This is a genomic window from Erwinia phyllosphaerae (assembly GCF_019132875.1).
GTDB lineage: Bacteria > Pseudomonadota > Gammaproteobacteria > Enterobacterales > Enterobacteriaceae > Erwinia > Erwinia phyllosphaerae.
Genome location: NZ_JAHSPF010000003.1, coordinates 76,394 through 103,297 on the forward strand (window position 1 = coordinate 76,394; position 26,904 = coordinate 103,297).

The window sequence follows — 26,904 nt, forward strand, 5'->3', positions numbered from 1 at the left end:
CATGTTAATTCCGATTAGCGTGTTAAATAACTATGTCTGTAACCTTAAAACATCCCATTTTCCTGGCTGGCCACCGTTTTGCCCATTTAAAACAGTGGCCTGTCAGGAAAGGGCTGAAAAAGTTGACCTATATCAATTTTTGCAGGACTGCCGTTTTTCCTCATGCTATGCTGCCTGTAGATAGCGAATAAATCGCCAACCCTATGTTAATTAAGGATATTATTTAACCTTTAATTAACGATTGGTTCACAATTTGAGGGGGTCGTTTGACTACACCAATGAAGAAGATTGTTATTGTCGGCGGAGGAGCCGGCGGGCTTGAGCTGGCGACGCAGCTTGGTCATAAACTGGGCCGGAACAAGAAAGCGGAAATCACCCTGGTGGATCGTAATCACAGCCATCTCTGGAAACCGCTGCTGCATGAAGTCGCAACGGGGTCGTTAGATGAAGGGATCGACGCGCTAAGCTATCTGGCCCACGCTCGCAATCACCATTTTCAGTTTCAGCTGGGGACGCTGACGGATATTGACCGCGACAATAAACGTCTACAGCTGGCGGAAATCCGCGATGCCCAGGGCGAGCTACTCGTTCCCGCTCGCGAGCTGGCCTATGACACGCTGGTGATGGCGCTGGGCAGTACATCAAACGATTTCGGTACGCCGGGCGTTAAAGATCACTGCATCTTCCTGGATAATCCGCACCAGGCTCGCCGCTTCCATAACGAAATGCTGAACCTGTTCCTGAAGTTCTCTGCAAGCGAAGGCTCACAGGAAAAAGTGAATATCGCTATTGTTGGCGGCGGCGCAACCGGCGTAGAACTCTCTGCCGAGTTGCATAACGCGGTCAAACAGCTGCACAGCTATGGTTACAAAGGGTTGAACAACAGCGCGCTGAACGTGACGCTGGTAGAAGCTGGCGAACGCATCCTGCCCGCGCTGCCGCCGCGTATCTCTACCGCTGCGCATCAGGAGCTAACCAAACTAGGCGTGCGCGTTCTGACCCAGACGATGGTGACCAGCGCGGATGAACACGGCCTGCATACTAAATCGGGTGAGTATATCAACGCCGATTTAATGGTTTGGGCGGCAGGGATTAAAGCACCGGACTTTATGAAAGAGATTGGCGGCCTGGAAACCAACCGCATCAATCAGCTGGTGGTGGAGCCTACGCTGCAAACCACTCGCGATGCGGACATTTATGCCATTGGCGATTGCGCATCCTGCGCGCTACCTTCCGGTGGTTTTGTGCCGCCGCGCGCCCAGTCAGCGCACCAGATGGCGTCGCGCGTGCTGGATAACATCCTTGCGCAGATGAAAGGCCATGCGCAGAAAGCCTACGTCTATAAAGACCACGGTTCGCTGGTATCGCTTTCCCGTTTTAGCACCGTCGGCAGCCTGATGGGTAACCTGATGCGCGGTTCAATGATGGTGGAAGGGCGCATTGCACGTTTCGTGTATATCTCGCTATACCGTATGCACCAGGTCGCGCTGCACGGCTATTTCAAGACGGGACTGATGATGCTGGTAGGCAGTATTAACCGCGTTATTCGTCCTCGACTGAAGCTGCACTAATCAAAATCAGTACCGTGTAAACGTTAACAAAAAGGCTTATAGCTATGCCGTTGCTATAAGCCTTTCTATTGTAAACTCCCGCCACAGCCCGCCTTAAGAACTCTCTTAAAAAGATTTGTATTTGAGTTAACATAACTATTTCGTCCGGAATTCTTATTGTCATAACTGGTCCTGATAAGCAAACTTTACGTATCAAGGCGCGTCGCACACGCCAGATCACCGCCAGCGCAACGGATCGGCACGGCAGGCAATGATGTGCGGTAACAGTTTCAGGAGGCAGTCCCGTGAATAAATCTATGTTGGCAGGTATCGGCATTGGCGTAGCGGCCGCGCTGGGCGTCGCTGCTGTAGCGGGCATGAACGTTTTCGATCGTGGGCCGCAGTTTGCCCAGGTACTTTCCGCCACGCCAATCAAAGAAACCACAAAAAATCCGCGTCAGGAATGTCGTAACGTCACGCTGACCCACCGTCGCGCCGTGCAGGATGAACATCGTATTGCAGGCTCCGTGCTTGGCGCAGTAGCGGGTGGCGTTCTGGGGCACCAGTTCGGCGGCGGTCGTGGGCGCGATGTAGCAACCGTAGCCGGGGCGCTGGCTGGCGGCTACGGCGGTAATCAGGTACAGGGTGCAATGCAAAACGGCGACACCTATACCACTACCGAGCAGCGCTGCAAAACTGTCTACGACAAGCAGGAAAAAACGCTGGGTTACGACGTTACCTATAAGATTGGTAGTCAGCAGGGAAAAATTCGTATGGATAACGATCCCGGCACGCGTATTCCGCTCAACAGCGATGGGCAGCTGGTCCTGAATAATCAGGCTAACCAGGCTTAATTCAGTTAAGTCCGCTGTCAGGGGGATTTCCACCGCGCTATCTGTTCGCTAAAAGTCTATGGCCCCATCTTCTCAGATGGGGCTTTTTTTATGGTTCAGGATGGGCCTGCAATTATCAGGTGGCTGAATTTTTTCCACACTTTCGACTTAATTTAAATTTAACTGGAAGCACCGTTCCTTTTTTTCCTTAAAACCCCACGCCCGGCGAATAAAGTATCTGATTAAATAACGCATTTATTTAAGTTTTTGCCTTCGCAAGCGTGATTCTTATATAATTTCCTCTGCATTTTCTCTTGAGGATTTTTAATTTGGGTGCATAATGTGCGCATAAAAATTCTCAGCGCCTGTTCTGTTACAGTTGTATGGTCGGTATTTCATATATGGAAAAGAACGGAAAATTTTTTCTGACGCACTAAGGGTGCTTATTTTCTCTGGTAAGAACCCGTCATCTGCGTGCTGTATGAGCGACTGACCAACTATGCCAGCCTGTGCCGGAGCGTCGATAGATCTGATTAAATCAGAATAAGGCTGGAAAACCTGCAGCGTGGCGACCCCTTCCTGCATACTGGTGCTGTACCAACAGGTAACCGGGATGCCTGTAAGAAAATCCTGTTCAGTACGCTCTGAAAGTTAATTAAACTTTTCCAGTAGCGTACTGATAAAGCAGGTGGCATAACCCTGCGTTAGCGCGTAGGGAGGACTAATTAAATCAGTAAAAAGGGAATGATAAACGATGAAAATGAATATCACAGCCGTAGCGTTACTTTGTACTGGCCTGCTTATCAGCGGTAATGTTCTCGCTAACAACCATACACTCTCCCTTGGCTATGCACAGAGCAAGGTTGAGGATTTTAAAAATATCCGTGGGGTAAACGTTCAGTATCGTTATGAATGGGCGTCACCTGTCAGCGTTATCGGTTCATTTACTTACATGAAAGGTGATGACGGCTATTCCGAGCATGTTGAGGCCTTTGACGATATCAGCGGTTATGACGGTAAAACCGATGTAAAATACTATTCGCTCCTGGCTGGCCCTGCATACCGTATTAACGATTACGTTAGTTTGTATGCTCTGGCTGGTATGGCGCATACTAAAGTAAAAGATAAAGTAACGTATCTCTCTGAGTATTCAGAACAAACTGACGTAAGTAAAACCTCTTTTGCTTATGGCGCAGGCGTGGTTATTAATCCTACAGATTACCTCTCCGTTAACGTTGGTTACGAGGGAACCCGCGTCAAATTTAATGATAACGTAACGGTAAATGGTTTTAATATTGGTCTTGGCTATCGTTTCTGATAATGAACCATATAAATCCCGACCTGGTTGTCGGGATTTATAAAAAGAGAGAATGGTTATTTGTTGTTGTGATTATGAAATATTGCATTGTCAGTTAAAGGGATTTCTAAATGACTCTGGAAAAGGATGCAGCAGATAATGGCAAATGAAAAGTTCAAACATTTAAAAGAAAGTAAATTCTTATGTAAAAGAAGAGAATCTGCAATAATAAATATACTTTGTATATGCACTTTTTTTACTTTTGCGCCGATGATCCGGTTAAATTGCAGAGATCTTTTGTTTAATCCAGTGGACTTGTTGGCCTGGATATTTATTATCGCAGGTATACGTTACTGTTACGCTTGCTGCTTTCAGCTGTGGCACTGGTACAATGGTGAGTAAAAGGGTCAGCAGCACGCTCTTTCCCTTTATCTGAGCAAAATCTTATCAGCAGGGCTTTGTCAGCGAACTAACGCTTCTTGCCGGGATAGCTTTGTTACGCAACCTGACGAAGCGTAAACGTACGTACATTTCTCCTTTCGCGTCATTGTGGGATATATTAGGCGCATTAGCGTAAAACTATCCTTTTATGACAGGTGACATCATCCATGGCTTTCATCCCAAAAAACTACGGTCGGCTGGAAAGCGGCTACCGTGAAAAAGCACTGAAAATTTACCCGTGGGTATGCGGACGCTGCTCGCGAGAGTTTGTCTATTCAAATCTGCGTGAACTCACCGTTCACCATATCGATCACGATCATACCAATAACCCGGAAGATGGTAGTAACTGGGAGCTGCTTTGCCTGTACTGCCATGACCACGAGCATTCCAAATACACCGAAGCCGATCAGTACGGCACAACTGTGATTGCAGGAGAGGATGCGCAAAAAGATGTTGCCGCCGCCACCTACAACCCCTTTGCTGACCTGAAGTCGATGCTCAAGAAAAAGTAACGCCAGCCTTAACCGCTTCTGGCGTGCAACTCCTCCGCGCAGCATAACACTACAGTCCCGACCCCGTTGTCGGGATGCCCCATCAAAAATCTCGCAGGATGTCCTTTGCCTGCGAGCGGGTTGCTATAGTACAAATATCTTTCTCAATCAGGACTTGATATGAAACTGCGTAGTTTGTCTCTTATTGCCTGCATAGCTCTCAGTGGAGCAGGGGTTACCGCCGCTCATGCTGAAGTCGGAACGAATTTAAGCGTCCCACAACCGCCGGTTAAAAATATTGTGCTGGTGCATGGACTATTTGCTGACGGCTCCAGCTGGGGAAAAGTGATTCCACTACTGCAGGCTAAGGGTCTTAATGTGACCTCGGTGCAAAATCCTACTACTTCTCTGGATGATGACGTTGCTGCGGTAAAACGCGCACTGGCTCTACAGAATGGCCCGGTTATTCTGGTCGCACATTCTTACGGCGGGATGGTAATTAGTCAGGCAGGGAACGATCCTGAGGTGAAAGGACTGGTTTATATTGCCGCTCGTGCACCTGCCGCTAATGAAGACTATACGGCACTGACCAAAAAATTCCCGGCCGCGCCCGCTTCTGCGGGCATTAAATGGCAGGGCGATTATGCGAAATTAACGGAATCGGCATTTCTTCATGATTTTGCCAACGACCTGCCGGAAAGCCAGGCAAAAGTTTATTATGCCGCCCAGCAGCCGATGGGAAAAGCCATTAAAACAGCCAGAACGACCGTGGCGGCGTGGCAGTTCAAGCCAACCTTTTATGCCGTTTCAACCCAGGACCGCACTATTAATACAGATCTGGAGCGCTTTATGGCGAAACGCATGCATGCCGATACGATTGAGCTAAAGGCCAGCCATGTCTCCATGATTTCACAGCCGGAAGCGGTAGCCGGACTGATAATGAAAGCTGCTCACGTGGCTGGTTACTGAGCTTAATCAGGATTGCGGGCACGATAGTGCCCTTTTTATCCTCTATAAGGCGCTGGCAGATGCTAAAGCCCCGTGCACGGGATAATCCGTATAGCCGCGCTCATCGCCGCCAAAAAAGGTGGTGCGATCATAGGCGGTGAGGGGTAAATCATGGCGAATGCGCTCCGGCAAATCCGGATTTGAGGTAAAGAGTCGACCAAAGGCGATCATATCGGCATCGCCACTTTTCAGCATCTCTTCCGCACTCTCAGATTTAAATCCTCCTGCCGCAATAATCTTCCCATGGTAATAAGGTCGTAAGTCGCGGCTGGCGACCGGCTCTGAATAATATCCTGCCTCTCTGTCTTCCGGCCCGGTAATGCGGGGTTCAATAATGTGCAGGTATGCCAGTTCAAAAGAATCTAGCTGTGCAACCAGGTAGCGAAATGTCGTGGTCGGATCGCTGTCATGCATATCCCCGTAAATACCACTGGGAGAGAGGCGTACCGCAACGCGTCCCTTGCCCCAGATATTGGTCAGGGCTGCAACGGACTCCAGCAGAAAACGCGCGCGGTTTTCCAGATTGCCGCCGTAGCTGTCGGTGCGTTGATTACTGCCGTCTAACAGGAATTGCTCTGGCAAATAGCCATTGGCGGCATGCAGCTCAACGCCATCAAATCCGGCGGCCATGGCACGGCGGGCCGCCTGTTGTAATTCATCGATCGGCTGTTTGATTTCATCTGTTTCCAGCGCGCGCGGCTCGGGAAAAAGTTTTCCTTCATAGGTTCCGTTATCATTTTTTGCCACACCATAAGTTTCCCTGGCAATAAGCGCCGAGGGCGCGACGGGCTGACGGCCCAGAGAGAGCTCGGGTAAAGACTGCCGACCGGGATGCCAGAGCTGAAGCACAATCTGACTGCCGCGCGCGTGCACCGCTTCGACCAGTTTTTGCCATCCCGCCTGCTGCCGATCGTTAAAAATACCGGGCGCATCCGCATAGGCATTAGCGTAAGGCGATACCGCCGTTGCCTCTGCAATAAGAAGCCCGCCTTCGCTTGCCCGCTGCCGATAATATTCAATCATCAGTTCACCAGGTATGCCACCCTGTACGGTTCTCATACGCGTGGTGGGCGCCATCACTATGCGATGCTTTAACTGCAACTGGCCTGCTGTTATCGGTGTTAATAGCGTTTTCATCATTTTCCCCTGTCAATAAGCAGGTGCCTTCAGTTATCAAGGCCCCGGCAGTCAGCTTTAAAAGTTGGTAAGATTCCGGATGGATCTACTGCTGCGCCAAAGTATGAGCAACCTGCGCCGCACTGATCCCCTCAAGCGCCAGGCCATAGCCAACGCCTTCGTCCATCAGGCGTTTCAGACGCTGCGTCAGCGCAATGCGGGTATAGCGTGAGGTCAGCGGCGGAAGGGCAGCAATGCCGTCGGCAATTTCATGTGCACGGGACAGAAGAGTATCTGCCGGCACGATTTCATTGACGACGCCCCAGTCTTTTGCCGTTTGCGCATCCAGAATCTGACGGGTAAGCAGGAAATAGCGTCCACGGATTGAGCCAATAACTTCAGGCCAGAGGATATGAACACCATCGCCGGGAACGATGCCGAACTCAAAATGGGGTTTATCCTGAAAAACCGTTTCTGACGTGGCCAGCACAATGTCGGTCAGCAGGGCATATTCACTGTGGAGCAACACGGGGCCGTTAAGGGCGGTAATCATCGGAACTTCGATATCCAGAATATTGCTCAGCACTTTTCTGCCTTCGCGCAGGATTTTGTCGAAGCCTGTGGGACTGAAGAAATCAAAACCTTCCGGACTGATGGCGTCCATAAAAGCCTCGCCTGAGCCGGTCAGGATAACCGCGCGGTTTTCACGGTCTTCACCGATGGCATGGAACAGCGCAACAAACTGTTCATGAGTATGACCATCAAACACCAGTTTTTCCCCGTGAGTATGGAATTTAACTTCCAGTACGCCATTAGATTTACGGGTCAGGCGAGCGTTAGGGAAAGCATGTTGGTAGGTTGCAAACGTTGTCATAGTGATGTTCCTTGTTCATGCCAGTCGGTATTGACTGACCGTGAAACAACACTACCCCATTCCATTATGAATGAGATCGCCGTCAGATTAGATAACGCCTATTCCTTACTGGAATGAAGAGAGCCTTCCTCGTTCATAATCGTTTCCACAAATCCTGCAAACTGGCGCGCTTTGGCACTTGCCAGCCGACCGTTCGGAAATACTGCCCACAAGTCGATGGCTGGCAGTTGCCAGGCCGTCAGCACTTTTCTGACCATACCGCTTTTAAGCTCTTCTGCAAACATCCAGTCAGAAGCGATGCACAATCCCATATTGCTCAGCACGGCTGCGCGTTGGCCTTCGGCGGCGCTAACGCGAATACGTCCTTTCACCGCCACAGAAGTCACCGCGCCTTCACGGGTGAATGACCAGAAGTTCGGCTGGGGGTTATAGAGAACGGCCTCATGCTCTGCCAGTTCGGCGGGTGTTGCCGGTTCTCCTTTATTCGCCAGATATTCCTCAGTAGCGATAACCGAGCGGGCGCTGGTGGCCAGCTTGCGCGCCACGGCAGAAGAGTCAGGTAACGCTCCCATGCGTAACGACACGTCGACACCTTCTGCGATTAAATCGATCACCCGGTCATCAAGAATGACATCAACGTCCAGCTCCGGATGTTCTGCAAGAAATTGCGGAAGGCGCGGGATGATATGCAGCCTGGCAAAAGTGGTTGCCGCAGAAATCCGGAGCTTTCCCGATAACCCTTTCCCTGCGCCTCGGGCGGCCAGTTCCGCTTCGTCCGCTTCCTGAATTGCGGCTCGCGCACGTTCATAGAACCGTTGCCCGGCTTCAGTGGGCGTCAGGCCGTGAGTAGAACGCGTCAGTAAACTGGTTTGCAGCCGTGATTCAAGCTGGGCAACGATTTTTGATACGGCAGGCTGGCCAACGTTAAGCTGCCTGGCGGCGGCAGAAAAAGAGCCCGTATCCACAACGCGTATAAACGTTGCCATCGCCTGAAAGCGATCCATGTTATTCCCCCGAAGAATAGTTGTTATCACGTGAGCATATCTACCATTCCTGAAACACGCCAGCCAATATGTTGTTCATCACGTCAAACCTGACTAACACTTAACAAGGAAACGGCCATGATTGATATCTATGCATTCGCTACGCCAAACAGCATTAAAGTCCCGATAGCGCTGGAAGAGTTGGAGCTTGACTATGTATTGCACCCGGTGAACGTGCGCCAGGGCGAACAAAAAAAGGCTGAATTTATCGCCTTGAACCCGAACGGCAAAGTGCCTGTGCTTGTAGACAGTACGGTAGCCTCCGACAGGCTGGTTCTGACGGAATCAGCCGCCATCCTCATTTATCTTGCCGAAAAAACCGGAAAGCTTTTACCCGCGTCGGGCGCTGCAAGGGCACGCGTATTTGAACAGCTGTTCTTCCATGCTTCCGCACTGGGGCCAGCCTTTGGTCAGGCGGGTTTTTTCCAGCGTCAGGCCGCCGAGCCACAGCCTTTGGCGATGCAGCGTTTTTCAACCGAAGCCGCCCGCACGGTAAAAATGCTGGATGGCGTGCTGGCCCGTCACGCTTTTGTTGCCGGTGAAGAATTTTCTATCGCCGATATTGCCCACTTTGGCTGGTTCTGGCGACGTGAATTTGCTGGCGTCAGCCTTGAGGATACGCCTGACGTGGCGCGCTGGTTTGATGCAGTCGCTTCTCGTCCTGCGGTGCAGCGTGCCATTGAGCGCGTTAACGCGCTGGTTTAATGCAGTCGCTTCCCGTGCTGTGGTGCAGCGTGCCATTGAGCGCGTTAACGCGCTGGCGACAGGTTAACCCTTTCAGGTACCGCCGCTTATAACCTGTCGCCTTTACGACAGCGTATATGTGGACTGTAATGCTATTTCCCTCTCTGGCGAGAAGACCCAGAGATCATTAACCGGAGTAAATAATGCAGAGAACTTTTTTAATTACCGGTGCCAGTAAAGGCATTGGGCTGGCGCTTGCCCGGCGCCTCGCCGACGCGGGACATCAGGTGGTCGGCCTGGCACGCGGAGCGGTCGATAACTTCCCCGGCACGCTGGTTAACGCCGATCTTGCAGACGTCGCCGCCACTCAAAAGACCTTTGAGCAACTGAGCCTTCGCTTCGCCTTTGACGGCATCGTAAATAACGTTGGGCTGGTCAAGCCGCAGCGCCTGGGGGAGATCGATTTATCCTCGTTTGACGACGTCATGCGGGTTAATCTTTATCCGGCTTTACAAGGTACTCAGGCGATCCTTGCCGGGATGAAAGAGCGGGGCTGGGGGCGCATTGTGAATATTTCCAGCCTTACGGTGCTGGGAAGCGTTGAGCGTACGGCTTATGCGGCTGCAAAAGCAGCGTTAATCAGCTTCACCCGCAACTGGGCGCTGGAACTGGCACAAACGGGAATAACGGTGAATGCGGTCGCGCCAGGGCCTACCGAGACGACGTTGTTTCGGGAAAATAATCCTCCCGGTAGCGAAGGGGAAAAGCGTTACCTTGCCGGTGTACCTATGAAGAGGTTTGGTAAACCCGAGGAAATTGCGGCAACGGCTGCTTTTCTTATGTCCGAAGAAGCTGCTTTTATGACGGGGCAGACGCTGTATGTCGACGGTGGTGCATCGGTGGGTAATCTGACTTTTTTGTGAAGCTTTGCTCTCAGGCGAACGGGATTAGATCATCGATCCCCGGCACGTATTATCAGCCAGATGCCGCCCGCAGAAATTGCCATCCCGGACGCCATCTGCCAGGACAGAGGCTCATCAAACATGGCCCAGGCCCAGACCAGGGTGATCGGCGGGCTAAGATACAGTACGCTGGCAACCCGGGTCGGGGAGCTTCGTCGCAGGCAGACCCAATACAGACCGTAGCCGCCAAAAGTGGACAGGGTGACTGTCCACAGCACGCTCAGAGCAAAGCCCATATTGCAGATCGGTGCCAGGCTACCCTGGCTACCCTGTATGGCGGCGAATGCGAAACTTGAAACGAAACACTGTAGCCAGAGATTGGGTATTAGGCCCATTGATTGTGAAGAGCCGATGCGTTTCTGCCACAACGTCGCTACGGCAAGGGACAGCATGCCCGCCACCGGCAAGCCGTAGGCCCATAGCGGCGCGTTGCCCAGCCCCAGCACGCTTTGCATCACCCACATCACTCCAGCCAATCCGACGATTAGCCCCAGCCAGACCTGGCGCGCTAACTGCTCACCGAGAAACACCGCCGCCAGCAGCGCCATACCCAGCGGCAGCAGATCTGCGCACAGAGCGACAAGACCGGCCGGAACGCCGAGCGCGATGCCTTGCGTCACGCCGGTCATATACCCGGCCATTGCCAGCAAGCCTGTCCCGGCATTTTTCAGCAGGATAAGAAAAGGTGTGGTCCTTAGTTGTTTGTAGACAAAGGGCAGCAGGAAAAGAGAGACCACCACGCTACGCCAGAACACCACAAGTAACGCCGGGGCGTAATCGATGGAGAAGCGCGCGCCAACGAATCCCGAACTCCAGGTCAGCACCAGCCCTGCCTCAAGTAAAGGCAGCGGCAGGGCCTGACGCCAGTTGCGGCACGACGGTTTAGCGGGTTGAAGCTGGATTGTTGTTTTCATTCTCAAAGGCTACGGGGCAGGTGTAATCTGGTAAATCAAAATAATATGAAGCAGTTGTTCATCAGGATTAAATCATGGCCGCCATTCTTGACATCGAGCTGTTACGTACCTTTCATACCGTGGTTCGCAGCGGCAAGTTCAGCGCGGCAGCCGAACAGCTGCATAAAAGCCCTGCGGCGGTGAGCGTTCATATTCAGCGGCTTGAGGCGGTAGCGGGTGGCCGACTGCTGAATCGCGATAACCAGTCAGTTTCTCTCACGGCGCTGGGGAAGCGTCTGTTAAGCGCTACCGCCGGGCTGTTACGCACGCACGATCAGGTTTTAGCCGATCTGCACGGCACTAACCTCACCGGGCGGATCATGTTGGGAGTACCTGATGAATACGCGATCAGGGTCATACAGGATATCTTGCCGACTTTTACCGCAGCCTGGCCAAACGTTGTGCTGGAGCTGAAAACGGGGCCGAGTTATGTATTACGAGACTGGGTGCAGCGTGCCAAATTGCAGACGGCCATAGTGGCCCAGTGCAAAGGGCTTATTGGCCCGAATACCCAACTGTTAATGTCAACTACGCCGGTCTGGGTCGGCCCAAAGAGTACAGCCGTGGCGCTTGACGATCCTCTTCCTTTGGCCGTCCACGCCGAGTCTTGCCCTTACCGTGAAGCGATGATTGAATCGCTCAAAGCGTCAGGTCGGCGTTCGCGCATCGTGCTTGAAAGTCCCTCAAATCAGGCAATTAAAGCATGCGTGGAAGCAGGCTTAGCCGTCAGCCTTATTGACCGTGGCAAGGTTACCGGGCGCATGAATATCCTCGAAGATATGCCAGTTATTCCAGACCATGACATCGTATTTATGCGCAACGCTGCATCTCGCGGGGAAGAGGCCGTTGAACTGTTGGCGCGCGCGATACAGCAATCGTTTCGGTTGTAGGCGGGGGCCACCGCTTATAAAGGAAATTGCGGAACCGTTAGGAGAGGGAAGTACCAGGCTTTCGCCATCGCTTATGCTCCGTATAGAAACCGGTGACAGGCTGTACCCCTTGCTATGGAATTTTCTGTCCGGACTGGCTGTCTTCGCCCCAATTTTTATAGCGTATTCGATGGCAGAGCCATCTTTCCACGGCCAGGGATAGATACGAGCACCATTATCAATAGCCAGACTAACGCACGTGGAGAATGACATAACGTCGACGATTACCGCGCAGTCAGCGTCTTTAGCCAGATAATCAATGGCAGATAAACCCCATTCCAGGCGCACATCAAATCTGTCCTGACTAAACCATTCCACGATATGTTTTCCGTTACAGGTTTCAATAACCTAAATTTAACATATCTTCGTTTCCGCTAAACCCATTGTGAAGCTATAAACTCTTCCCGCAGGCGGCGATAAGGTGAGTGACCAGCGCCCGTACCTTAGCCGATGGCCTGGGGCCAGCAGGAAAAACGGCATACGCCTTTAAAGGCTCAAGCTCATAGTCTGGTAATAGCTGCACAAGGCTGCCGTCGCTTCGCTCTTGTGCGGACATGACCGTTGTCACGTTGGCTATGCCCAAACCTGCCATTGCAGCCGCCAGAATACCCGGAGCCGCATCAATTTTGATTTGTCCACGCAGCGTTACAACCTGGTCTGCACCTGCCTTAAACAGTTTTAGCGTGCTCTTTTCAGGAAAGCTCAACTCGTGCAGGATCGCGTCGTGAAAAGCGAGTTCTTCCGGCTCTCTGGGCACGCCTTTCCTGGCGAGATAGGCTGGTGAGGCCACTAACATTCGCGGCACGGAGGCAATTTGCCTTGCGCCAAAGGTAGAATCCTCAAGGTCGCCCATGCGGATGGCTACATCAATGCCGGCAGCCACCAGGTTCTGCCGCTCGTCCCGCATGGTAATTTCAACCCGCAGATCGGGATAGCGTTCGAGAAAAGCCGGTAAGGCGGGAATGATCGCTCTGGTACCGTACATTACGGGTACTGCCAGGCGAACAGTTCCCCGCAGAGAATCAACTCCCCGAGCCGCATCTTCGGCCTCTTCTAAATCGGCAGCCGCCTGGCGAGCCTTTTCCAGAAACACTGCACCCGCTTCAGTTAACGCCATGTTGCGGGTCGTGCGCAGCAAGAGCTTCACGCCCAGACGCTTTTCCAGCCCGGTGATGATACGAGAAGTTGAAGGCTGTGACAGCCCAAGCTCCTGGGCGGCACGGGAAAAGCTTCCCGCCTCTGCAACACGGGTGAAAACCTCTATCTCAAGCCAGCGGTCATTCATTTATATTCCAGATAAGTGTTCTGCAAAATCGCAGTATACATTTACCAGAAGAAAAAGTTTAACGTGGATCCTTCACTACAGGTTGAGTTAACAATCACCGATCCATGAGGAAATTATGTCCATCAAAATTTACGGCGACCCTGGTTCAGGCAGCCTCCGACGTGTCACAACCGCCGCTGCGGTTATGGGTATTAATATCGAACGTATGAATATCGACTTGTTCAAAGGAGAAAGCCATACGGCCGAGTTTCTGAAGCTAAACCCGCACGGTCTTTCTCCCGTATTGCAGGACGGCGACACCATTATCTGGGAAGCGTCAGCCATTAACCTCTACCTGGCCGACAAAGCAGATTCCAGTTTGACTGGCCGCACGCCGTCAGAGAAGTGGGAAGTATTACAATGGATGTTCTGGTCCGGTGAGCAATGGCGGATATTCTCTACTCTGCTGTTCGATGCGTGGGCCGGGGAAACCTTTATGGATAAGCCAAAGGACGAAGCGATTACCCAGCTGGCGATAAGCAATATTCGTAGCGCGGCAAAGGTTCTGGATGAGCATCTTGCAAACCGAAAGTTCATTGTTGGCGATGCGCTGACGCTTGCCGATATTGATATCGCCGCACCTTTTTCGCAATACAAACGCACCGGCGCGCCGTTTGACGAGTTTCCTGGGCTGATAGCCTGGCAGCAGCGTCTACTGGAGACCGTGCCCGCGTGGGAATCGACGCGTGACGAAGTAGAAAAACGCATGGCTGGCGTTTTGAACGCGTCAAACTTTTAAAGCAACCTCAAGCCTGGGTATGCTCAAAACAGAATGCCGGAAATAGCCTGGCGTTCGGGAAGTTATCTCTTATCAGGCATCCGGTGTTCAAAGCAGGGTGCCTGCTGTTCTGCTAAAAGCATGCCTGCTTAGGCGACCATCCGGCCACGCCCGTCATCATTTTCATCATCTGCCCGACGCAACATGAATTTCTCTCATGTTCGTTGAAATTAAATCACTTTTTTTCATTCTGTGACTCAGGCATAAAGTATGCATAGTTATTAACACAGATAACATAAACACAACTGAATGAGAAAGCCTGCAAAGAACATCAGGATGTCCTGACAGCAAGCAACAGAATCAGGTTTATAACAGATATCAGGATACCGGATGACGATGACTAACGCATTTAGCTTCACCATTAAGAGCCTTCGTTTCGACGAAAATTACAACCCTTCCGAAAATACGCGTATCACCACCAACTTTGCGAACCTGGCAAGGGGTGAGAAACGTCAGGAAAACCTGCACAACGCCTTAGTGATGATGAACAATCGTTTCAACTCTCTGGCGCACTGGGATAACCCTAAAGCAGACCGTTATGCCGTTGAGCTGGACATCATCTCCGCCTGGCTGGACATTGAAGGCACGGGTAAAGCCTTCCCGGTCATTGAAGTATTGAAAACCAATATCGTTGATAAAAAAACTAGCCAACGCATTGACGGCATTGTGGGCAATAACTTCTCCTCTTACGTGCGGGATTATGACTTCAGCGTACTGCTGTCAGAGCACAACAAAAATCAGTCTGCCTTCAGCACGCCGGATAATTTTGGTGATTTGCACGGGAATATCTTCAAAAGCTTTATCAACTCGGACGTTTACAAAGAAAACTTCAAAAAAGCGCCGGTTATCTGCCTGAGTGTTTCCAGCAAAAATACCTATTACCGTACCGGTAATACGCATCCCGTGCTGGGCATTGAATATCAGCAGGATGAATATTCTCTGACCGACCGCTATTTCGCCAAAATGGGCCTGCAGGCTCGCTATTTTATGCCGGCCAATAGCGTGGCGCCTTTAGCTTTCTATTTTTCTGGCGACCTGCTCAGCGATTACACCAATCTTGAACTGATTGGGACTATCAGCACGATGGAAACTTTTCAGAAAATCTATCGGCCAGAAATTTACAACGCCAATTCCGCGGCAGGAAAAGAGTACCGCCCGGATCTGAATTATCAGGATTATTCCTTAACGCAAATTGTTTACGATCGAGAAGAACGCAGCCATCTGGCAGTAGAACAAGGGAAGTTTACTGAAGAGCACTTTATCAAACCGTACCAGACTCTTCTTGAGCAGTGGTTTGCACGTTCCGTTTCTTGATTAACCAAAAAAATATAAGGTCACCTGCGATGAAAAAATTATTACCTACTTCTACTGCCGGCAGCTTACCTAAGCCATCATGGCTTGCTCAGCCAGAGCAGCTCTGGTCACCCTGGAAACTGCAGGGTGATGAATTAGTCGACGGTAAAAAAGATGCGCTGCGCCTGTGCCTGGACGACCAGCAGCAGGCCGGTATTGATATCGTTAGCGATGGCGAGCAGACGCGTCAGCACTTTGTCACTACGTTTATTGAACACCTTGACGGCGTTGATTTTGAGAAGCGCGAAATCGTTAAAATCCGCGACCGTTATGAGGCAAGCGTGCCTACGGTGTTTGGTGATGTTGCGCGCCGCAAGCCGGTTTTTGTTGAAGACGCCAAATTCCTGCGTCAGCAAACCAAACAGCCGATCAAATGGGCATTGCCTGGTCCGATGACCATGATCGATACGCTGTATGACGGTCACTATAAAAGCCGTGAAAAGCTGGCCTGGGAATTCGCTAAAATCCTTAACCAGGAAGCCAAAGAATTAGAAGCCGCCGGTGTCGATATTATCCAGTTTGATGAGCCTGCCTTTAACGTTTTCTTTGATGAAGTCAACGACTGGGGTATCGCAACGTTAGAAAGAGCTATCGAAGGCCTGCAGTGTGAAACTGCCGTGCACATTTGCTACGGCTACGGCATCAAAGCCAACACGGACTGGAAAAAAACGCTGGGTTCAGAATGGCGTCAATATGAAGAGATTTTCCCTAAGCTGCAAAAATCTAATATCGATATTGTTTCGCTGGAATGTCAGAACTCGCACGTGCCAATGGAGCTGATTGAGCTGATTCGCGGTAAGAAAGTAATGGTTGGTGCCATTGACGTGGCAACCAATAACATTGAAACCCCGGAAGAAGTCGCCGCAACGCTGCGTAAAGCCCTGCAGTTTGTCGACGCCGACAAGCTTTATCCTTGCACTAACTGCGGCATGATTCCGCTGCCACGCCATGTAGCGAGAGGCAAGCTGAATGCCCTGAGTGCAGGCGCGGAAATCGTTCGCAAAGAGTTGCTGGCAAAATAAGACGGGTTAATCCCTTCTGAAACAGAGTTCGAAGCAGGGCGGCTGATACGGTCGTCCTGCTTTTTTTATAGCTTACCAGGGTTGATGGCAGCAAATACGGGTAAAAGGATTTAACCCGGCCCCTCACTGCCAGCCGCCAGCAAGGGGACAACGATGTCACTGATGGGGGTTGGAATACTCAGTGAGCGACCATAACGCTGAATAACGCCGTTGCGTGTATCCCACTCCAGCGGGCGGTTAGCCTGGCGGTCGGCGAGGATAGAAGTACCCAGATCCGCAGGCGCACGCTGAAAACCCTCGACGATCTCCTGTGGAACGTTATCCTGAAGTATTGCACCCTGCGCTCGCGCGACAGTCAGACATTCCCCCAGATAAGCCAGGGTCAGTGAGGTAATATCCGTGCGTGAAAACATCCCCGAGCGGCGATTTGCCAGCACCATCAGACCTGCCGCCGCATTCTGTAGCAGTTTTCGCCAGGCAATGGAGAGAAAATCTGACGACAACTCCACCGTGCAGCGCGTGCCGTCAAGCGCATCTACGACACGTTGTGCCTGCGGTAAACTGGGCAGAGTCAAACGCGGTTTGGCGCGAAGGGTAACGGAAGCATCAGGCTCGCGCTGCGCCGGAAACCATACTACGGAAGGCAGTACCGTTGCCCCGTTAACGTAGAGTTCCAGCTGGGTTTTCTGCTCCACGCCGTTTTGCAGGGCACAGACTACGGTATTTTCATTGCATAACGCGGCCAGCCAGTCTGCGCAGTCAGCTACCTGAGTAGTTTTTACTGCCACAAAGACCAACTCTATCGGATGGGTGACGATAGAGGCGTTATTCAGGACCGGGCCTGGCACGACTACTTCTCCCTTATCGTGATGCAAAACTAATTGCGAATGCGCGGTCCGTCCGCAAAGTATCGGCGTGCGACCAACTTCATGAAGCGCGGCGGCGATGGTAGTACCTATCGCACCGGGGCCAACGAGCGCAATTGTCGGGCGGTCAGACATAATAAGTCCTCCTGAAGTCAGCGTGGTTACATACCATACGTTAAGGTCCATTAAAGTTTGTAGGCCGGTTTGCCGATATACGTAGGCTACTACTTCTGACCTTGAATCTCGTTATAGATAATGCCTCGTGCATTTTGCGGGCAAGATAGCACTACAGAAACGGCTGCCGAACAGGCTGGCGCTTCAGTAAACAATGGGACCGGCCACCATGATCACTGTGAACAAACCCGCTCTTTCCGCCGTCTGGTCCACGGATAGCCAGGGCGTATGCGTCACCAGCCAGGAAAATCCGGCTGGCCTGATGCCCGCACTGAAAGGCGTCACGTTAAGTACATGGTTGAGGCTGGCACAGGCTGACGATGATACCAATATCGCGCTCCAGCTGACGGCGGCGCTGGAACGGGTGACGCCTTTTCATATCGAAATACCTATCCATTGTCTGGACGGAACCACGCGGCGTGTAATCCTTTCCGGCTTGCCGGATAGTCAACCTGGAGCATCGGAAAAACAGTATAGCGGCTTTATTCTTGATATCACCGGGCCGCGCAAAGCTCTTGAGGATGCGCTGCGCACGGCGGCGGAATATCGTCTGCTGATTGAAAACAGCACCGACCTGATTGCCCATTGCGATAAAGATGGCCGATACGTTTCTATCTCGCCATCCTATAGCGAAATGATAGGCTGGTCAGCCGATGAGGTGGTGGGTCAACTGGTAGTCAATTTCCTGCACCCCGATGACCAGGCACCCGCGACGGAGGCACTGCAACATGTCTTCAACGGCGGCACGTTGCCGGACGTAGTCGAGGTACGCAAGCTACATCGCGACGGTCACTATATTACGCTTGGCACAAAGGCCTGCGGCGTCAGGAATCCTTCTACGGGCAAGAATATTGGCGCAGTGCTGGTTTCTCGCGACATTACCCGTGATAAGAAAAAGATGCAGGAGCTTGAGAAACTGGCAACTCGCGATACGCTGACCGGCTTGCCTAACCGGGCCTGGATCAACAACCAGATTAGCGAAATGCTGGCGCAGCATGACAATCTGGCCTACACCACGGTCCTGTTTATCGATCTGAACGGCTTCAAGGCCGTGAATGATTCAATGGGACACGCGACGGGAGATGCCTTGCTGCAACAGGTAAGCGAACGGTTACAAGGTTGCATGCGCCCGGGCGACTCTGTGGCACGCCTTGGCGGCGACGAGTTTGTAGTGGCAGCCAGGTGCAGCAATCGGCAGGCAGCGTCCGCCATCGCCCAGCGCCTCATTGACAGCCTGAAAGAGCCTTTTGTCTTTAATGATAAGGAAGTACGGATCGGGGCGGCGATAGGTATTAGCCTGGCGCGGCCCGGGACGGCATCGGTTAAAAGTTTATTTGAGCATGCCGACATAGCGATGTACCAGGCGAAAGCACGACGTGATGGGTCATATCAGTTTTTCTGATCTGGCGTTCAGGCACGTCGTTAGCGGTAGCCTTCAGCAGCATATCGCCCGTTCAGTTTCTCCCCCCCCCTGAAATAGCGCACAAGGCACGGCCCGGAGGTAAAACTCGCAGCAGGCAGTGGTCAGCGACCCGTTATCCACTAAACTCATTACTCAAGCTGATGTATCGCTTCCATAAGGCAAGGAGATAATCATGTCTGAACAGAGTGAAATGACTAACGTGTTCGCCAGTAAAATGCGCGATGCCGATCTGAATTTTATCGCCAATATCGCCAGCAAATTTGGCGTAGGCCTGGGCGTTACCTTGTTTGTTAAAGGGGCGCTGGTGACGGGAAATACCATTTCCGGCAAGGAATATTACGAACAAATCGCCGAGTTTTTTGGCAAGGTTGAGGAAGGCACGGTAGAACAGGCGATTGCCAACTATTTCAAACGCACCGGCGAAGCCTATTACACGCCGGAAGATGATGATGCTTCCGTGCCGCTTAACTTTCTGCATCTGAAAGATGTCTCTTTTCGCCTCGGTTCCGAGCAGTTCTCACACCATAAAAATGGCCTGCTCAGGATCAAAATAGAAGAGATCGACGGCTTTATGTTGGGTATTTCGACTAACGACTGATGAGCCGGGAAAGCACCGTTTCAGCCGTTATTAACGTACTGAAACGGTGATGGTTCAGGCGGCCGCGTTTTCCAGCAGCTGTGCCATAAAGTCACGTACCCACTTCATGCGCAACTTGCGTTCAGCAAGCTCGCGCGTGAACTTCAGCTTAGTGGGGCCATCCAGCCGCCAGTTCTGCGGCTCCTTCTGCAGCAGGCCAATCAGCCAGCCTGGATCGGCCTTGTTCTTCTCGGCAAACTCGACAAAACCGCCTTTCTCGCTGGCCTCGACGCGACGAATACCAATCTTTTTCGCCATCAGGCGCAGCGCGGCAATGTCCAGCAGGTTGCGCGCCGCATCCGGCAGCTGACCAAAGCGGTCAATCAGCTCGACCTTCAAATCATCCAGCTCGCCTTCCTGCTGCGCGCTGGCAATCCGCTTGTAGAACGACAGGCGCGTATTTACGTCCGGGATAAAATCGTCCGGCAGCAGCGAAGGCATGCGCAGTTCGATATCGGTCTGGCTGTTGGTCAAATCCTCCAGCGATGGCTCGCGACCTTCCTTCAGCGCGTCGACGGCGTTTTCCAGCAGCTCCATATAAAGCGAGAAGCCGATGCTTTCCATCTGGCCATGCTGATCTTCACCCAGCAGCTCGCCCGCGCCACGGATCTCTAAATCGTGCGTTGCCAGCGCAAAACCCGCGCCCAAATCTTCCAGCGAGGCAATAGCTTCCAGACGCTTGTGCGCATCGGTAGTCATCGACTTCGGATGCGGCGTTAACAGCCACGCATAGGCCTGATGGTGTGAACGGCCCACGCGGCCGCGAAGCTGGTGCAGCTGCGCCAGGCCAAAGTGGTCGGCTCGTTCGATGATAATGGTGTTCGCCGTGGGAATATCGATACCGGTTTCAATAATGGTGGTACAAACCAGCACGTTAAAACGCTGATGATGGAAATCGTTCATCACCCGTTCCAGGTCGCGTTCGCGCATCTGGCCGTGACCAATAGCAACGCGCGCTTCCGGCACCAGCTCCGCAATGCGGTTCGCGGCTTTCTCAATGTTTTCCACATCGTTATAAAGATAATAAACCTGGCCGCCGCGCAGCACTTCGCGCAGGATCGCCTCACGTACCACCAGATTATCGAACTCGCGGACAAAGGTTTTTACCGCAAGACGACGCGCTGGCGGCGTCGCGATAATCGACAGGTCGCGCATGCCGCTCATTGCCATATTCAGCGTACGCGGGATTGGCGTGGCGGTCAGCGTCAGGATATCGACATCGGCACGCATCGCCTTAATCCGCTCTTTATGACGCACGCCAAAGCGGTGCTCTTCATCGACAATCAGCAGCCCCAGGTCGCGCCATTTAATCTCGCTCTGCAACAGCTTGTGCGTGCCGATCAGAATATCAATTTTGCCTTCGCGAGCTTCTTCCAGAATTTGCGTTTGCTCTTTAGCGCTGCGAAAGCGGGAAAGCATCTCAATGCGGACTGGCCAGTTGGCGAAGCGATCGCGGAAGTTATCGTAATGCTGCTGGGCAAGCAGGGTAGTTGGCACCAGCACGGCAACCTGCTTGTGGTTTTCCACTGCCAGGAAGGCAGCGCGCATCGCCACTTCGGTTTTACCAAAGCCCACGTCGCCGCAGACCAGCCGGTCCATCGCCAGCGGCTGGCACATATCGCTGAGCACCGCGTTAATCGCCTGCGCCTGATCCGGCGTGGTTTCAAACGGGAAGCTGTCGCAAAACAGCTGATACTGCTCGCGATCGTGCTTAAAGGCGAAGCCCGCTTTAGCCGCGCGCTGGGCATAGATATCCAGCAGCTCGGCGGCCACGTCGCGCACTTTTTCCGCCGCTTTTTGCCGCGCGCGCGACCAGGCATCGCTGCCCAGCTTGTGCAGTGGGGCATTTTCGTCCGCGCCGCCAGCGTAGCGGCTGATCAGATGCAGAGAAGAAACCGGCACGTAAAGCTTAGCGTCTCCGGCATAGGCCAGCATCAGATACTCGGCGGTAATGCCGCCGGTTTCCAGCGTGGTCAGACCGATATAGCGACCAACACCGTGCTCCAGATGCACCACCGGCTGGCCAGGATGCAGCTCCGCCAGGTTGCGGATCAGCACGTCCGGGTTAATGGTGCGGCGGCTATCCTGACGACGGCGGCTGACGCGCTCGCCCAGCAAATCGCTTTCACAAATCAGCGCCCGGTTGCGCAGGCTGTCGATAAAGCCGTGCTCGCTGGCGCCAATAATCAGATAAGCGCCGGGTTCTTGCGCGTCATTTAAGGCGTGAATGGTTTTCGGCGTGAGCTTGATGCGGGCCAGCAGCTCCTGTAACGCTTCGCGGCGGCCTTCGCTCTCTACCGAAAAGATCACCGGGCCGCTGAAATTCTCCAGGAACTGCCGCAGCGCGCCCAGCGGCGCTTTTGCCTGCGCCTGCACCGCCAGATCGGGCAGATTTTGATAGCCCAGATTGGTATTGGCCGCTTTTTCTGCCAGCTCGTCGCTTTTCAGCTGGACGCGCGGCCACTTTTTCAGCTCGCCAAACAGTTCGTCGGTGCGCAGCCAGAGTTTTTCCGGCGGCAGTAAGGGCCGCATCGGATCGACACGGCGATTTTCAAAACGCGCCATCACTTCCTGCCAGAAGCGCTCCGCCGCGCTTTCCAGCTCGCCGGTATTAATCAACAGCGTATTGGCAGGAAGATAGCTAAACAGCGAAGGTAGCGCCTGCTCAAAAAAGAGCGGCTGCCAGTATTCAATGCCAGAAGGCAGCGTGCCTTTGCTCACCTGCTGATAGATATGTTCAGCTTCACGTCTGACGTCAAAGTGTTCGCGCCACTGCGTGCGGAACAGCTCAATGGCTGCTTTATCGGTCGGAAACTCGTGGGCGGGCAGCAGGTTAATCGCCTCTACCTCTTCCAGCGTGCGCTGGCTGTCAACGTCGAACAGGCGCAGGCTGTCGATCTCATCATCAAAAAAGTCGATGCGGTAGGGCTGTTCGCTGCCCATCGGATAGAGATCCAGAAGCGCGCCGCGCGTGGCATATTCACCGTGCTCCATTACCTGATCGACATGACGGTAGCCAGCCTGCTCCAGCTGAGCGCGCAGCGCATCACGCGACAGGTGCTGGCCTTTACGCATCACCAGCGCATGACCGTGCAGAAAGCTGTGCGGGCAGACCCGCTGCATCAGCGTATTCACCGGCAGGATCAGCACGCCTTTTGTCAGCGTCGGCAGGTTATAAAGCGTCGAAAGACGTGAAGAGATAATTTCCTGATGCGGCGAAAAGCTGTCAAAAGGCAGCGTTTCCCAGTCGGCCAGGGTCATTACCGGCTCGTCGGTAAACTGCCGGATTTCATCCTGCAAACGCAGCGCGTTTTGCATATCCGGTGCAATCAGCATCACTGGGCCGCCGTGACGCGCGAGAATTTCAGCACTTTCTACCGCGCAGGCGGCACCGGTGAGTTGTCCCAGCTGACGCTGGTCGCCTGCTTTTGCTGGCAGGTTATATCGGGCATGTTCAGGCATAATCAGTCAGTCGGTCTCTTCACAAAAAGGGAGAGCAGGAAACGAGACGTTTCCTGTTCGGCTAACCGAGTATACCTCTATTTTGGCGATTGTTGCGTGTAGTGCATTCTGGGCCGGTCAATGTTTGCCCAGATCAACTCTTTTTCGCCGTGATAGCTGTGGTTGCCGTCGTCCCACTTTACGTAATAGCCCGCGGGCGCGTCGCCCTGTTCGAAGACGTTGACCACTAACCCTTTAATTTCGCCAGTTTTATGCCTGACAATACTGCCTTTAGGATATCTTGACATTATGCCTGCTCCCGCCTTTACTCACGTTGCCCAAAAGTTTTCCCCCGGGGGATAAGGTAAGTTTATGCCGTTTCCTGCGTAACAATTGGGTAAATAACGGTCGTTTTTCGTGTGATATTTCGCCACGAAGTGCGGCAAGCCTCGAGGATCATAAAACTTAGTAAAAGAGTCAGCGGCTTAGAGGTTCCATAACGCCGGGCTAACCTTTATCATCTTCGATCACTTTTTGCCTTATTACCGCCAAAAGACGGATAACATGTATCAACCTGTCGCGTTATTTATCGGCCTGCGCTATATGCGTGGGCGAGCATCGGACCGCTTCGGGCGGTTTGTTTCCTGGCTCTCCGCCATTGGCATCACGCTCGGCGTGCTGGCGCTGGTCACCGTGCTGTCGGTGATGAACGGCTTTGAACACGAGCTGGAAAAAAACACCTTAAACCTGATGCCCCAGGCGCTGATCACCAGCGAAAAAGGTTCTCTCGATCCGCAACAGGTTACTGCGGCATCGCTGAAGCTACAGGGCGTTGATCGCGTCACGCCGCTGACCACCGGCGACGCGGTGCTGCAAAGCGCGCGCAGCGTCGGCGTCGGCGTCATGCTGGGGATTAACCCCGACGAGCCGGATCCGCTGACGCCGTTTCTGGTTAACGTTAAGCAAAGCGAGCTACAGCCCAATCAGTACCGCATTATCGTTGGCGAGCAGCTGGCAGAGCAGCTTGGCCTGAAGCGGGGCGATCAGGTTCGTCTGATGGTGCCTTCCGCCAGCCAGTTCACGCCAATGGGCCGCCTGCCAAGCCAGCGCCTGTTTACGGTGATTGGCACCTTCGCCGCCAACAGCGAAGTAGACGGCTACCAGATTCTGCTCAACCAGCAGGATGCTTCGCGGCTGATGCGCTATCCGGCAGGCCATATCACCGGCTGGCGTTTGTGGCTGGATAAGCCGCTGCAGGTCGATACGCTCAGCGGGCAAAAGCTGCCTGCCGGTCTGGTATGGAAAGACTGGCGCGAGCGCAAAGGCGAGCTGTTCCAGGCGGTGAAAATGGAAAAAAATATGATGGGGCTGCTGCTTAGCCTGATTGTCGCCGTCGCGGCGTTCAACATCATTACCTCGCTTGGCTTGCTGATTATGGAAAAGCAGGGCGAAGTGGCGATCCTGCAAACCCAGGGCCTGACGCGCCGCCAGATTATGCTGGTGTTTATGGTACAGGGCGCAACGGCGGGCGTGGTCGGCGCGCTGCTTGGCGCACTGCTGGGCGTGCTGCTGGCCAGCCAGCTCAACAACCTGATGCCGCTGATTGGCGCTTTCCTTGACGGCGCGGCGCTGCCCGTCGACATTTCCGGCGTGCAGGTAGCCACCATCGCCGTCGTGGCAATGGCCGTGGCGCTGCTTTCTACCCTTTATCCTTCCTGGCGCGCGGCCGCCGTTCAACCCGCTGAGGCTTTACGTTATGAGTAACAACATCCTGTTGCAGTGCGACAACCTGTGCAAACGCTATCAGGAAGGCAGCGTCCAGACTGACGTGCTGCGCAACGTCTCTTTCAGCGTGGCACCCGGCGAAATGATGGCGATTGTCGGCAGTTCCGGCTCAGGCAAAAGTACCTTAATGCACCTGCTGGGCGGTCTGGATACGCCAACTTCGGGCGACGTGGTGTTTAACGGTAAATCGCTGAACGGCATGTCTTCGGCGGCGAAAGCCGAGCTGCGCAACCGCGAACTGGGCTTTATTTATCAGTTTCACCACCTGCTGCCGGACTTCAGCGCGCTGGAAAACGTGGCGATGCCGCTGCTGATTGGCAAAGCCAGCAAGGCGCAGGCAGAAGAGAAAGCCATTGAAATGCTGCGCGCGGTCGGGCTGGAAAAACGGGCGGCGCATCGTCCTTCCGAGCTTTCCGGCGGCGAACGTCAGCGCGTGGCGATAGCGCGTGCGCTGGTGAATAATCCGCGTTTAGTGCTGGCGGACGAGCCGACCGGCAACCTGGACGCGCGTAACGCGGACGCCATTTTCGATCTGCTGGGCGAACTGAACGTGCGTCAGGGCACCGCTTTCCTGGTAGTGACACACGATCTGCATCTGGCTAAAAGGCTGAACCGCCAGATGGAGATGCGTGACGGCGTACTCAGTGAAGAGCTGACGCTGGCGGGCATGGCGTAATGGCAAGTTCTCTTTCTCTTCTACTGGGCCTGCGCTTCAGCCGCGGGCGCCGTCGTGGCGGCATGGTGTCGCTGATTTCGGTGATTTCCACGGTTGGTATCGCGCTGGGCGTGGCGGTGCTGATTGTCGGGCTGAGCGCGATGAACGGCTTTGAACGCGAACTTAATAATCGCATTCTGGCGGTGGTGCCGCACGGCGAAATCGAGCCGGTTAATCAGCCTTTTACCGGCTGGCAGACGCTATTGCCAAAGGTTGAGCAGGTACCGGGTATCGCGGCGGCGGCACCTTATATTAACTTCACTGGCCTGATTGAAAGCGGCGCGAAGCTGCAGGCGATTCAGGTTAAAGGCGTCGATCCGCAGCAGGAAACGAAGCTCAGCGCGCTCCCGGCCTATGTACAAAACAACGCCTGGCAAAGCTTCAGCGCGGGCAAGCAGCAGATTATCCTGGGGCAGGGCGTCGCCAACAGCCTGAAGGTAAAGCAGGGCGACTGGCTAACCATCATGATCCCCAACAGCGATACCGAGCACAAGCTGCTGCAACCCAAACGCGTGCGGCTACAGGTTAGCGGTATTCTGGCGCTGAGCGGCATGCTGGACCACAGCCTGGCGCTGGTGCCGCTAAAGGATGCGCAGGACTATCTGGCGATGAACGACAGCGTCACCGGCATCGCGCTGAAGATGACCAATCCTTTCGCCGCACAGAAGCTGGTGCGGGACGCGGGCGAAGTTACGCATTCTTACGTCTATATTCGCAGCTGGATTGGTACCTATGGCTATATGTACCGCGATATCCAGATGATCCGCGCCATTATGTATCTGGCGATGGTGCTGGTGATTGGCGTGGCCTGCTTTAACATCGTGTCGACGCTGGTAATGGCGGTCAAGGACAAGAGCGGCGATATCGCCGTATTGCGTACGCTGGGCGCAAAAGACGGACTGATCCGCGCGATTTTTGTCTGGTACGGACTGATGGCGGGTCTGCTGGGCAGCGTCAGTGGCGTGGTAGTCGGCGTGCTGGCGGCCTATAACCTGACGCCGCTTATCCACGGAATTGAAACCCTGACCGGCTATCATTTCCTCTCCGGCGATATCTATTTTATCGATTTCTTACCGTCAGAGGTTCACTGGCTGGATGTGGCTATCGTGCTGGTGACATCGCTGGTGCTGAGCCTGATTGCCAGCTGGTATCCCGCCAGGCGCGCCAGCCGCATCGACCCGGCTCGCGTGCTGAGTGGGCAGTAA

General features: G+C 53.4%; 24 protein-coding genes. 16 read left to right on the forward strand and 8 right to left on the reverse strand.

Annotated features, from left to right (window positions below; all coding sequences use genetic code 11):
* Positions 1 to 266: 266 nt before the first annotated feature.
* The 5 genes from KUE00_RS06140 to KUE00_RS06160 all read left to right on the forward strand — a co-directional run bounded on the left by KUE00_RS06140 (position 267) and on the right by KUE00_RS06160 (position 5,581).
* Positions 267 to 1,571, forward strand: coding sequence for an NAD(P)/FAD-dependent oxidoreductase (locus tag KUE00_RS06140; protein ID WP_246758777.1), 1,305 nt, complete (start codon positions 267 to 269; stop codon positions 1,569 to 1,571).
* 284 nt (positions 1,572 to 1,855) lie between these two features.
* Complete coding sequence (locus tag KUE00_RS06145) at positions 1,856 to 2,404, forward strand: glycine zipper 2TM domain-containing protein (protein ID WP_246758778.1); 549 nt, start codon at positions 1,856 to 1,858, stop codon at positions 2,402 to 2,404.
* Between the two features lie 733 nt (positions 2,405 to 3,137).
* Positions 3,138 to 3,701 carry an Ail/Lom family outer membrane beta-barrel protein gene (locus tag KUE00_RS06150; protein ID WP_246758779.1) on the forward strand — a complete coding sequence of 188 codons (564 nt, stop codon included), beginning with the start codon at positions 3,138 to 3,140 and terminating at the stop codon, positions 3,699 to 3,701.
* A gap of 587 nt (positions 3,702 to 4,288) precedes the next feature.
* The gene (yajD, locus tag KUE00_RS06155; protein WP_246758780.1) at positions 4,289 to 4,633 is read left to right on the forward strand and encodes an HNH nuclease YajD; all 345 of its coding nucleotides are present in this window, start codon (positions 4,289 to 4,291) and stop codon (positions 4,631 to 4,633) included.
* Between the two features lie 159 nt (positions 4,634 to 4,792).
* Positions 4,793 to 5,581, forward strand: coding sequence for an alpha/beta fold hydrolase (locus KUE00_RS06160; protein ID WP_246758781.1), 789 nt, complete (start codon positions 4,793 to 4,795; stop codon positions 5,579 to 5,581).
* A 42-nt stretch (positions 5,582 to 5,623) separates the two neighbouring features.
* Here KUE00_RS06160 and KUE00_RS06165 read toward each other — a convergent pair whose 3' ends face one another.
* The 3 genes from KUE00_RS06165 to KUE00_RS06175 form a co-directional block, all read right to left on the reverse strand.
* Complete coding sequence (locus tag KUE00_RS06165; protein WP_246758782.1) at positions 5,624 to 6,757, reverse strand: alkene reductase; 1,134 nt, start codon at positions 6,755 to 6,757, stop codon at positions 5,624 to 5,626.
* 85 nt (positions 6,758 to 6,842) lie between these two features.
* On the reverse strand, positions 6,843 to 7,610 hold the full coding sequence (locus tag KUE00_RS06170) for an enoyl-CoA hydratase/isomerase family protein (RefSeq protein WP_246758784.1): 768 nt from the start codon (positions 7,608 to 7,610) through the stop codon (positions 6,843 to 6,845).
* A gap of 98 nt (positions 7,611 to 7,708) precedes the next feature.
* Entirely contained in the window at positions 7,709 to 8,614 is a 906-nt protein-coding gene (locus KUE00_RS06175) for a LysR family transcriptional regulator (protein WP_246758785.1), read from the reverse strand.
* A 117-nt stretch (positions 8,615 to 8,731) separates the two neighbouring features.
* Between KUE00_RS06175 and KUE00_RS06180 the strand changes: the two genes are divergently transcribed.
* Together KUE00_RS06180 and KUE00_RS06185 are read left to right on the forward strand one after the other, a co-directional pair.
* Positions 8,732 to 9,358: a glutathione S-transferase family protein gene (locus KUE00_RS06180; RefSeq protein ID WP_246758786.1), complete on the forward strand. Its 627-nt coding sequence runs from the start codon at positions 8,732 to 8,734 to the stop codon at positions 9,356 to 9,358.
* A 182-nt stretch (positions 9,359 to 9,540) separates the two neighbouring features.
* A complete protein-coding gene (locus KUE00_RS06185) occupies positions 9,541 to 10,260 on the forward strand; it encodes an SDR family oxidoreductase (RefSeq protein WP_246758787.1) in 720 nt (239 codons plus the stop codon).
* 29 nt (positions 10,261 to 10,289) lie between these two features.
* Here KUE00_RS06185 and KUE00_RS06190 read toward each other — a convergent pair whose 3' ends face one another.
* Positions 10,290 to 11,213 carry a DMT family transporter gene (locus KUE00_RS06190; protein WP_246758788.1) on the reverse strand — a complete coding sequence of 308 codons (924 nt, stop codon included), beginning with the start codon at positions 11,211 to 11,213 and terminating at the stop codon, positions 10,290 to 10,292.
* Positions 11,214 to 11,287: 74 nt separating this feature from the next.
* Here KUE00_RS06190 and KUE00_RS06195 point away from each other — a divergent pair, with 74 nt between their 5' ends.
* The gene (locus tag KUE00_RS06195) at positions 11,288 to 12,142 is read left to right on the forward strand and encodes a LysR family transcriptional regulator (RefSeq protein WP_246758789.1); all 855 of its coding nucleotides are present in this window, start codon (positions 11,288 to 11,290) and stop codon (positions 12,140 to 12,142) included.
* A 430-nt stretch (positions 12,143 to 12,572) separates the two neighbouring features.
* On the opposite strand, the gene KUE00_RS06200 is transcribed toward KUE00_RS06195, so the two are convergent.
* Entirely contained in the window at positions 12,573 to 13,466 is an 894-nt protein-coding gene (locus KUE00_RS06200) for a LysR family transcriptional regulator (RefSeq protein WP_246758791.1), read from the reverse strand.
* Between the two features lie 115 nt (positions 13,467 to 13,581).
* On the opposite strand from KUE00_RS06200, the gene KUE00_RS06205 reads away from it, so the two are divergent.
* The 3 genes from KUE00_RS06205 (at position 13,582) to KUE00_RS06215 (ending at position 16,658) form a co-directional block, all read left to right on the forward strand.
* The gene (locus KUE00_RS06205; RefSeq protein ID WP_246758792.1) at positions 13,582 to 14,244 is read left to right on the forward strand and encodes a glutathione S-transferase family protein; all 663 of its coding nucleotides are present in this window, start codon (positions 13,582 to 13,584) and stop codon (positions 14,242 to 14,244) included.
* 375 nt (positions 14,245 to 14,619) lie between these two features.
* Entirely contained in the window at positions 14,620 to 15,597 is a 978-nt protein-coding gene (locus tag KUE00_RS06210) for a DUF1852 domain-containing protein (protein ID WP_246759287.1), read from the forward strand.
* Between the two features lie 29 nt (positions 15,598 to 15,626).
* The gene (locus tag KUE00_RS06215; RefSeq protein ID WP_246758794.1) at positions 15,627 to 16,658 is read left to right on the forward strand and encodes a methionine synthase; all 1,032 of its coding nucleotides are present in this window, start codon (positions 15,627 to 15,629) and stop codon (positions 16,656 to 16,658) included.
* A gap of 110 nt (positions 16,659 to 16,768) precedes the next feature.
* Here the strand turns inward: KUE00_RS06215 and KUE00_RS06220 are convergent, their stop codons facing one another.
* A complete protein-coding gene (locus KUE00_RS06220; protein WP_246758795.1) occupies positions 16,769 to 17,659 on the reverse strand; it encodes an oxidoreductase in 891 nt (296 codons plus the stop codon).
* 208 nt (positions 17,660 to 17,867) lie between these two features.
* Between KUE00_RS06220 and KUE00_RS06225 the strand changes: the two genes are divergently transcribed.
* Together KUE00_RS06225 and gvpU are read left to right on the forward strand one after the other, a co-directional pair.
* Positions 17,868 to 19,100, forward strand: a complete 1,233-nt coding sequence (locus KUE00_RS06225; RefSeq protein ID WP_246758796.1) for a sensor domain-containing diguanylate cyclase — start codon at positions 17,868 to 17,870, stop codon at positions 19,098 to 19,100.
* A gap of 193 nt (positions 19,101 to 19,293) precedes the next feature.
* A complete protein-coding gene (gvpU, locus tag KUE00_RS06230) occupies positions 19,294 to 19,719 on the forward strand; it encodes a gas vesicle accessory protein GvpU (protein WP_246758797.1) in 426 nt (141 codons plus the stop codon).
* A 54-nt stretch (positions 19,720 to 19,773) separates the two neighbouring features.
* On the opposite strand, the gene mfd is transcribed toward gvpU, so the two are convergent.
* On the reverse strand, positions 19,774 to 23,220 hold the full coding sequence (gene mfd, locus KUE00_RS06235) for a transcription-repair coupling factor (RefSeq protein ID WP_246758798.1): 3,447 nt from the start codon (positions 23,218 to 23,220) through the stop codon (positions 19,774 to 19,776).
* Positions 23,221 to 23,297: 77 nt separating this feature from the next.
* The gene (locus tag KUE00_RS06240; RefSeq protein WP_246758799.1) at positions 23,298 to 23,507 is read right to left on the reverse strand and encodes a hypothetical protein; all 210 of its coding nucleotides are present in this window, start codon (positions 23,505 to 23,507) and stop codon (positions 23,298 to 23,300) included.
* 256 nt (positions 23,508 to 23,763) lie between these two features.
* On the opposite strand from KUE00_RS06240, the gene lolC reads away from it, so the two are divergent.
* Genes lolC through lolE form a run of 3 tightly spaced genes read left to right on the forward strand, consistent with a single transcriptional unit; the run spans position 23,764 to position 26,904 of the window.
* Entirely contained in the window at positions 23,764 to 24,963 is a 1,200-nt protein-coding gene (gene lolC, locus KUE00_RS06245) for a lipoprotein-releasing ABC transporter permease subunit LolC (RefSeq protein ID WP_246758800.1), read from the forward strand.
* Positions 24,956 to 25,660 (forward strand): lipoprotein-releasing ABC transporter ATP-binding protein LolD, encoded by a 705-nt coding sequence (lolD, locus tag KUE00_RS06250; protein WP_246758801.1) that lies wholly within the window; start codon positions 24,956 to 24,958, stop codon positions 25,658 to 25,660. The genes lolC and lolD overlap by 8 nt, the downstream gene beginning before the upstream one ends.
* Positions 25,660 to 26,904: a lipoprotein-releasing ABC transporter permease subunit LolE gene (gene lolE, locus KUE00_RS06255; protein ID WP_246758803.1), complete on the forward strand. Its 1,245-nt coding sequence runs from the start codon at positions 25,660 to 25,662 to the stop codon at positions 26,902 to 26,904. The genes lolD and lolE overlap by 1 nt, the downstream gene beginning before the upstream one ends.

Bases quoted from the DNA above. Each gene is read 5' to 3' on its own strand.
- KUE00_RS06150 (WP_246758779.1), top strand. From the start codon at position 3,138: ATGAAAATGAATATCACAGCCGTAGCGTTACTTTGTACTGGCCTGCTT.
- yajD (WP_246758780.1), top strand. From the start codon at position 4,289: ATGGCTTTCATCCCAAAAAACTACGGTCGGCTGGAAAGCGGCTACCGT.
- KUE00_RS06160 (WP_246758781.1), top strand. From the start codon at position 4,793: ATGAAACTGCGTAGTTTGTCTCTTATTGCCTGCATAGCTCTCAGTGGA.
- KUE00_RS06165 (WP_246758782.1), bottom strand. From the start codon at position 6,757: ATGAAAACGCTATTAACACCGATAACAGCAGGCCAGTTGCAGTTAAAG.
- KUE00_RS06170 (WP_246758784.1), bottom strand. From the start codon at position 7,610: ATGACAACGTTTGCAACCTACCAACATGCTTTCCCTAACGCTCGCCTG.
- KUE00_RS06175 (WP_246758785.1), bottom strand. From the start codon at position 8,614: ATGGATCGCTTTCAGGCGATGGCAACGTTTATACGCGTTGTGGATACG.
- KUE00_RS06180 (WP_246758786.1), top strand. From the start codon at position 8,732: ATGATTGATATCTATGCATTCGCTACGCCAAACAGCATTAAAGTCCCG.
- KUE00_RS06185 (WP_246758787.1), top strand. From the start codon at position 9,541: ATGCAGAGAACTTTTTTAATTACCGGTGCCAGTAAAGGCATTGGGCTG.
- KUE00_RS06190 (WP_246758788.1), bottom strand. From the start codon at position 11,213: ATGAAAACAACAATCCAGCTTCAACCCGCTAAACCGTCGTGCCGCAAC.
- KUE00_RS06195 (WP_246758789.1), top strand. From the start codon at position 11,288: ATGGCCGCCATTCTTGACATCGAGCTGTTACGTACCTTTCATACCGTG.
- KUE00_RS06200 (WP_246758791.1), bottom strand. From the start codon at position 13,466: ATGAATGACCGCTGGCTTGAGATAGAGGTTTTCACCCGTGTTGCAGAG.
- KUE00_RS06205 (WP_246758792.1), top strand. From the start codon at position 13,582: ATGTCCATCAAAATTTACGGCGACCCTGGTTCAGGCAGCCTCCGACGT.
- KUE00_RS06210 (WP_246759287.1), top strand. From the start codon at position 14,620: ATGACTAACGCATTTAGCTTCACCATTAAGAGCCTTCGTTTCGACGAA.
- KUE00_RS06215 (WP_246758794.1), top strand. From the start codon at position 15,627: ATGAAAAAATTATTACCTACTTCTACTGCCGGCAGCTTACCTAAGCCA.
- KUE00_RS06220 (WP_246758795.1), bottom strand. From the start codon at position 17,659: ATGTCTGACCGCCCGACAATTGCGCTCGTTGGCCCCGGTGCGATAGGT.
- KUE00_RS06225 (WP_246758796.1), top strand. From the start codon at position 17,868: ATGATCACTGTGAACAAACCCGCTCTTTCCGCCGTCTGGTCCACGGAT.
- gvpU (WP_246758797.1), top strand. From the start codon at position 19,294: ATGTCTGAACAGAGTGAAATGACTAACGTGTTCGCCAGTAAAATGCGC.
- mfd (WP_246758798.1), bottom strand. From the start codon at position 23,220: ATGCCTGAACATGCCCGATATAACCTGCCAGCAAAAGCAGGCGACCAG.
- KUE00_RS06240 (WP_246758799.1), bottom strand. From the start codon at position 23,507: ATGTCAAGATATCCTAAAGGCAGTATTGTCAGGCATAAAACTGGCGAA.
- lolC (WP_246758800.1), top strand. From the start codon at position 23,764: ATGTATCAACCTGTCGCGTTATTTATCGGCCTGCGCTATATGCGTGGG.
- lolD (WP_246758801.1), top strand. From the start codon at position 24,956: ATGAGTAACAACATCCTGTTGCAGTGCGACAACCTGTGCAAACGCTAT.
- lolE (WP_246758803.1), top strand. From the start codon at position 25,660: ATGGCAAGTTCTCTTTCTCTTCTACTGGGCCTGCGCTTCAGCCGCGGG.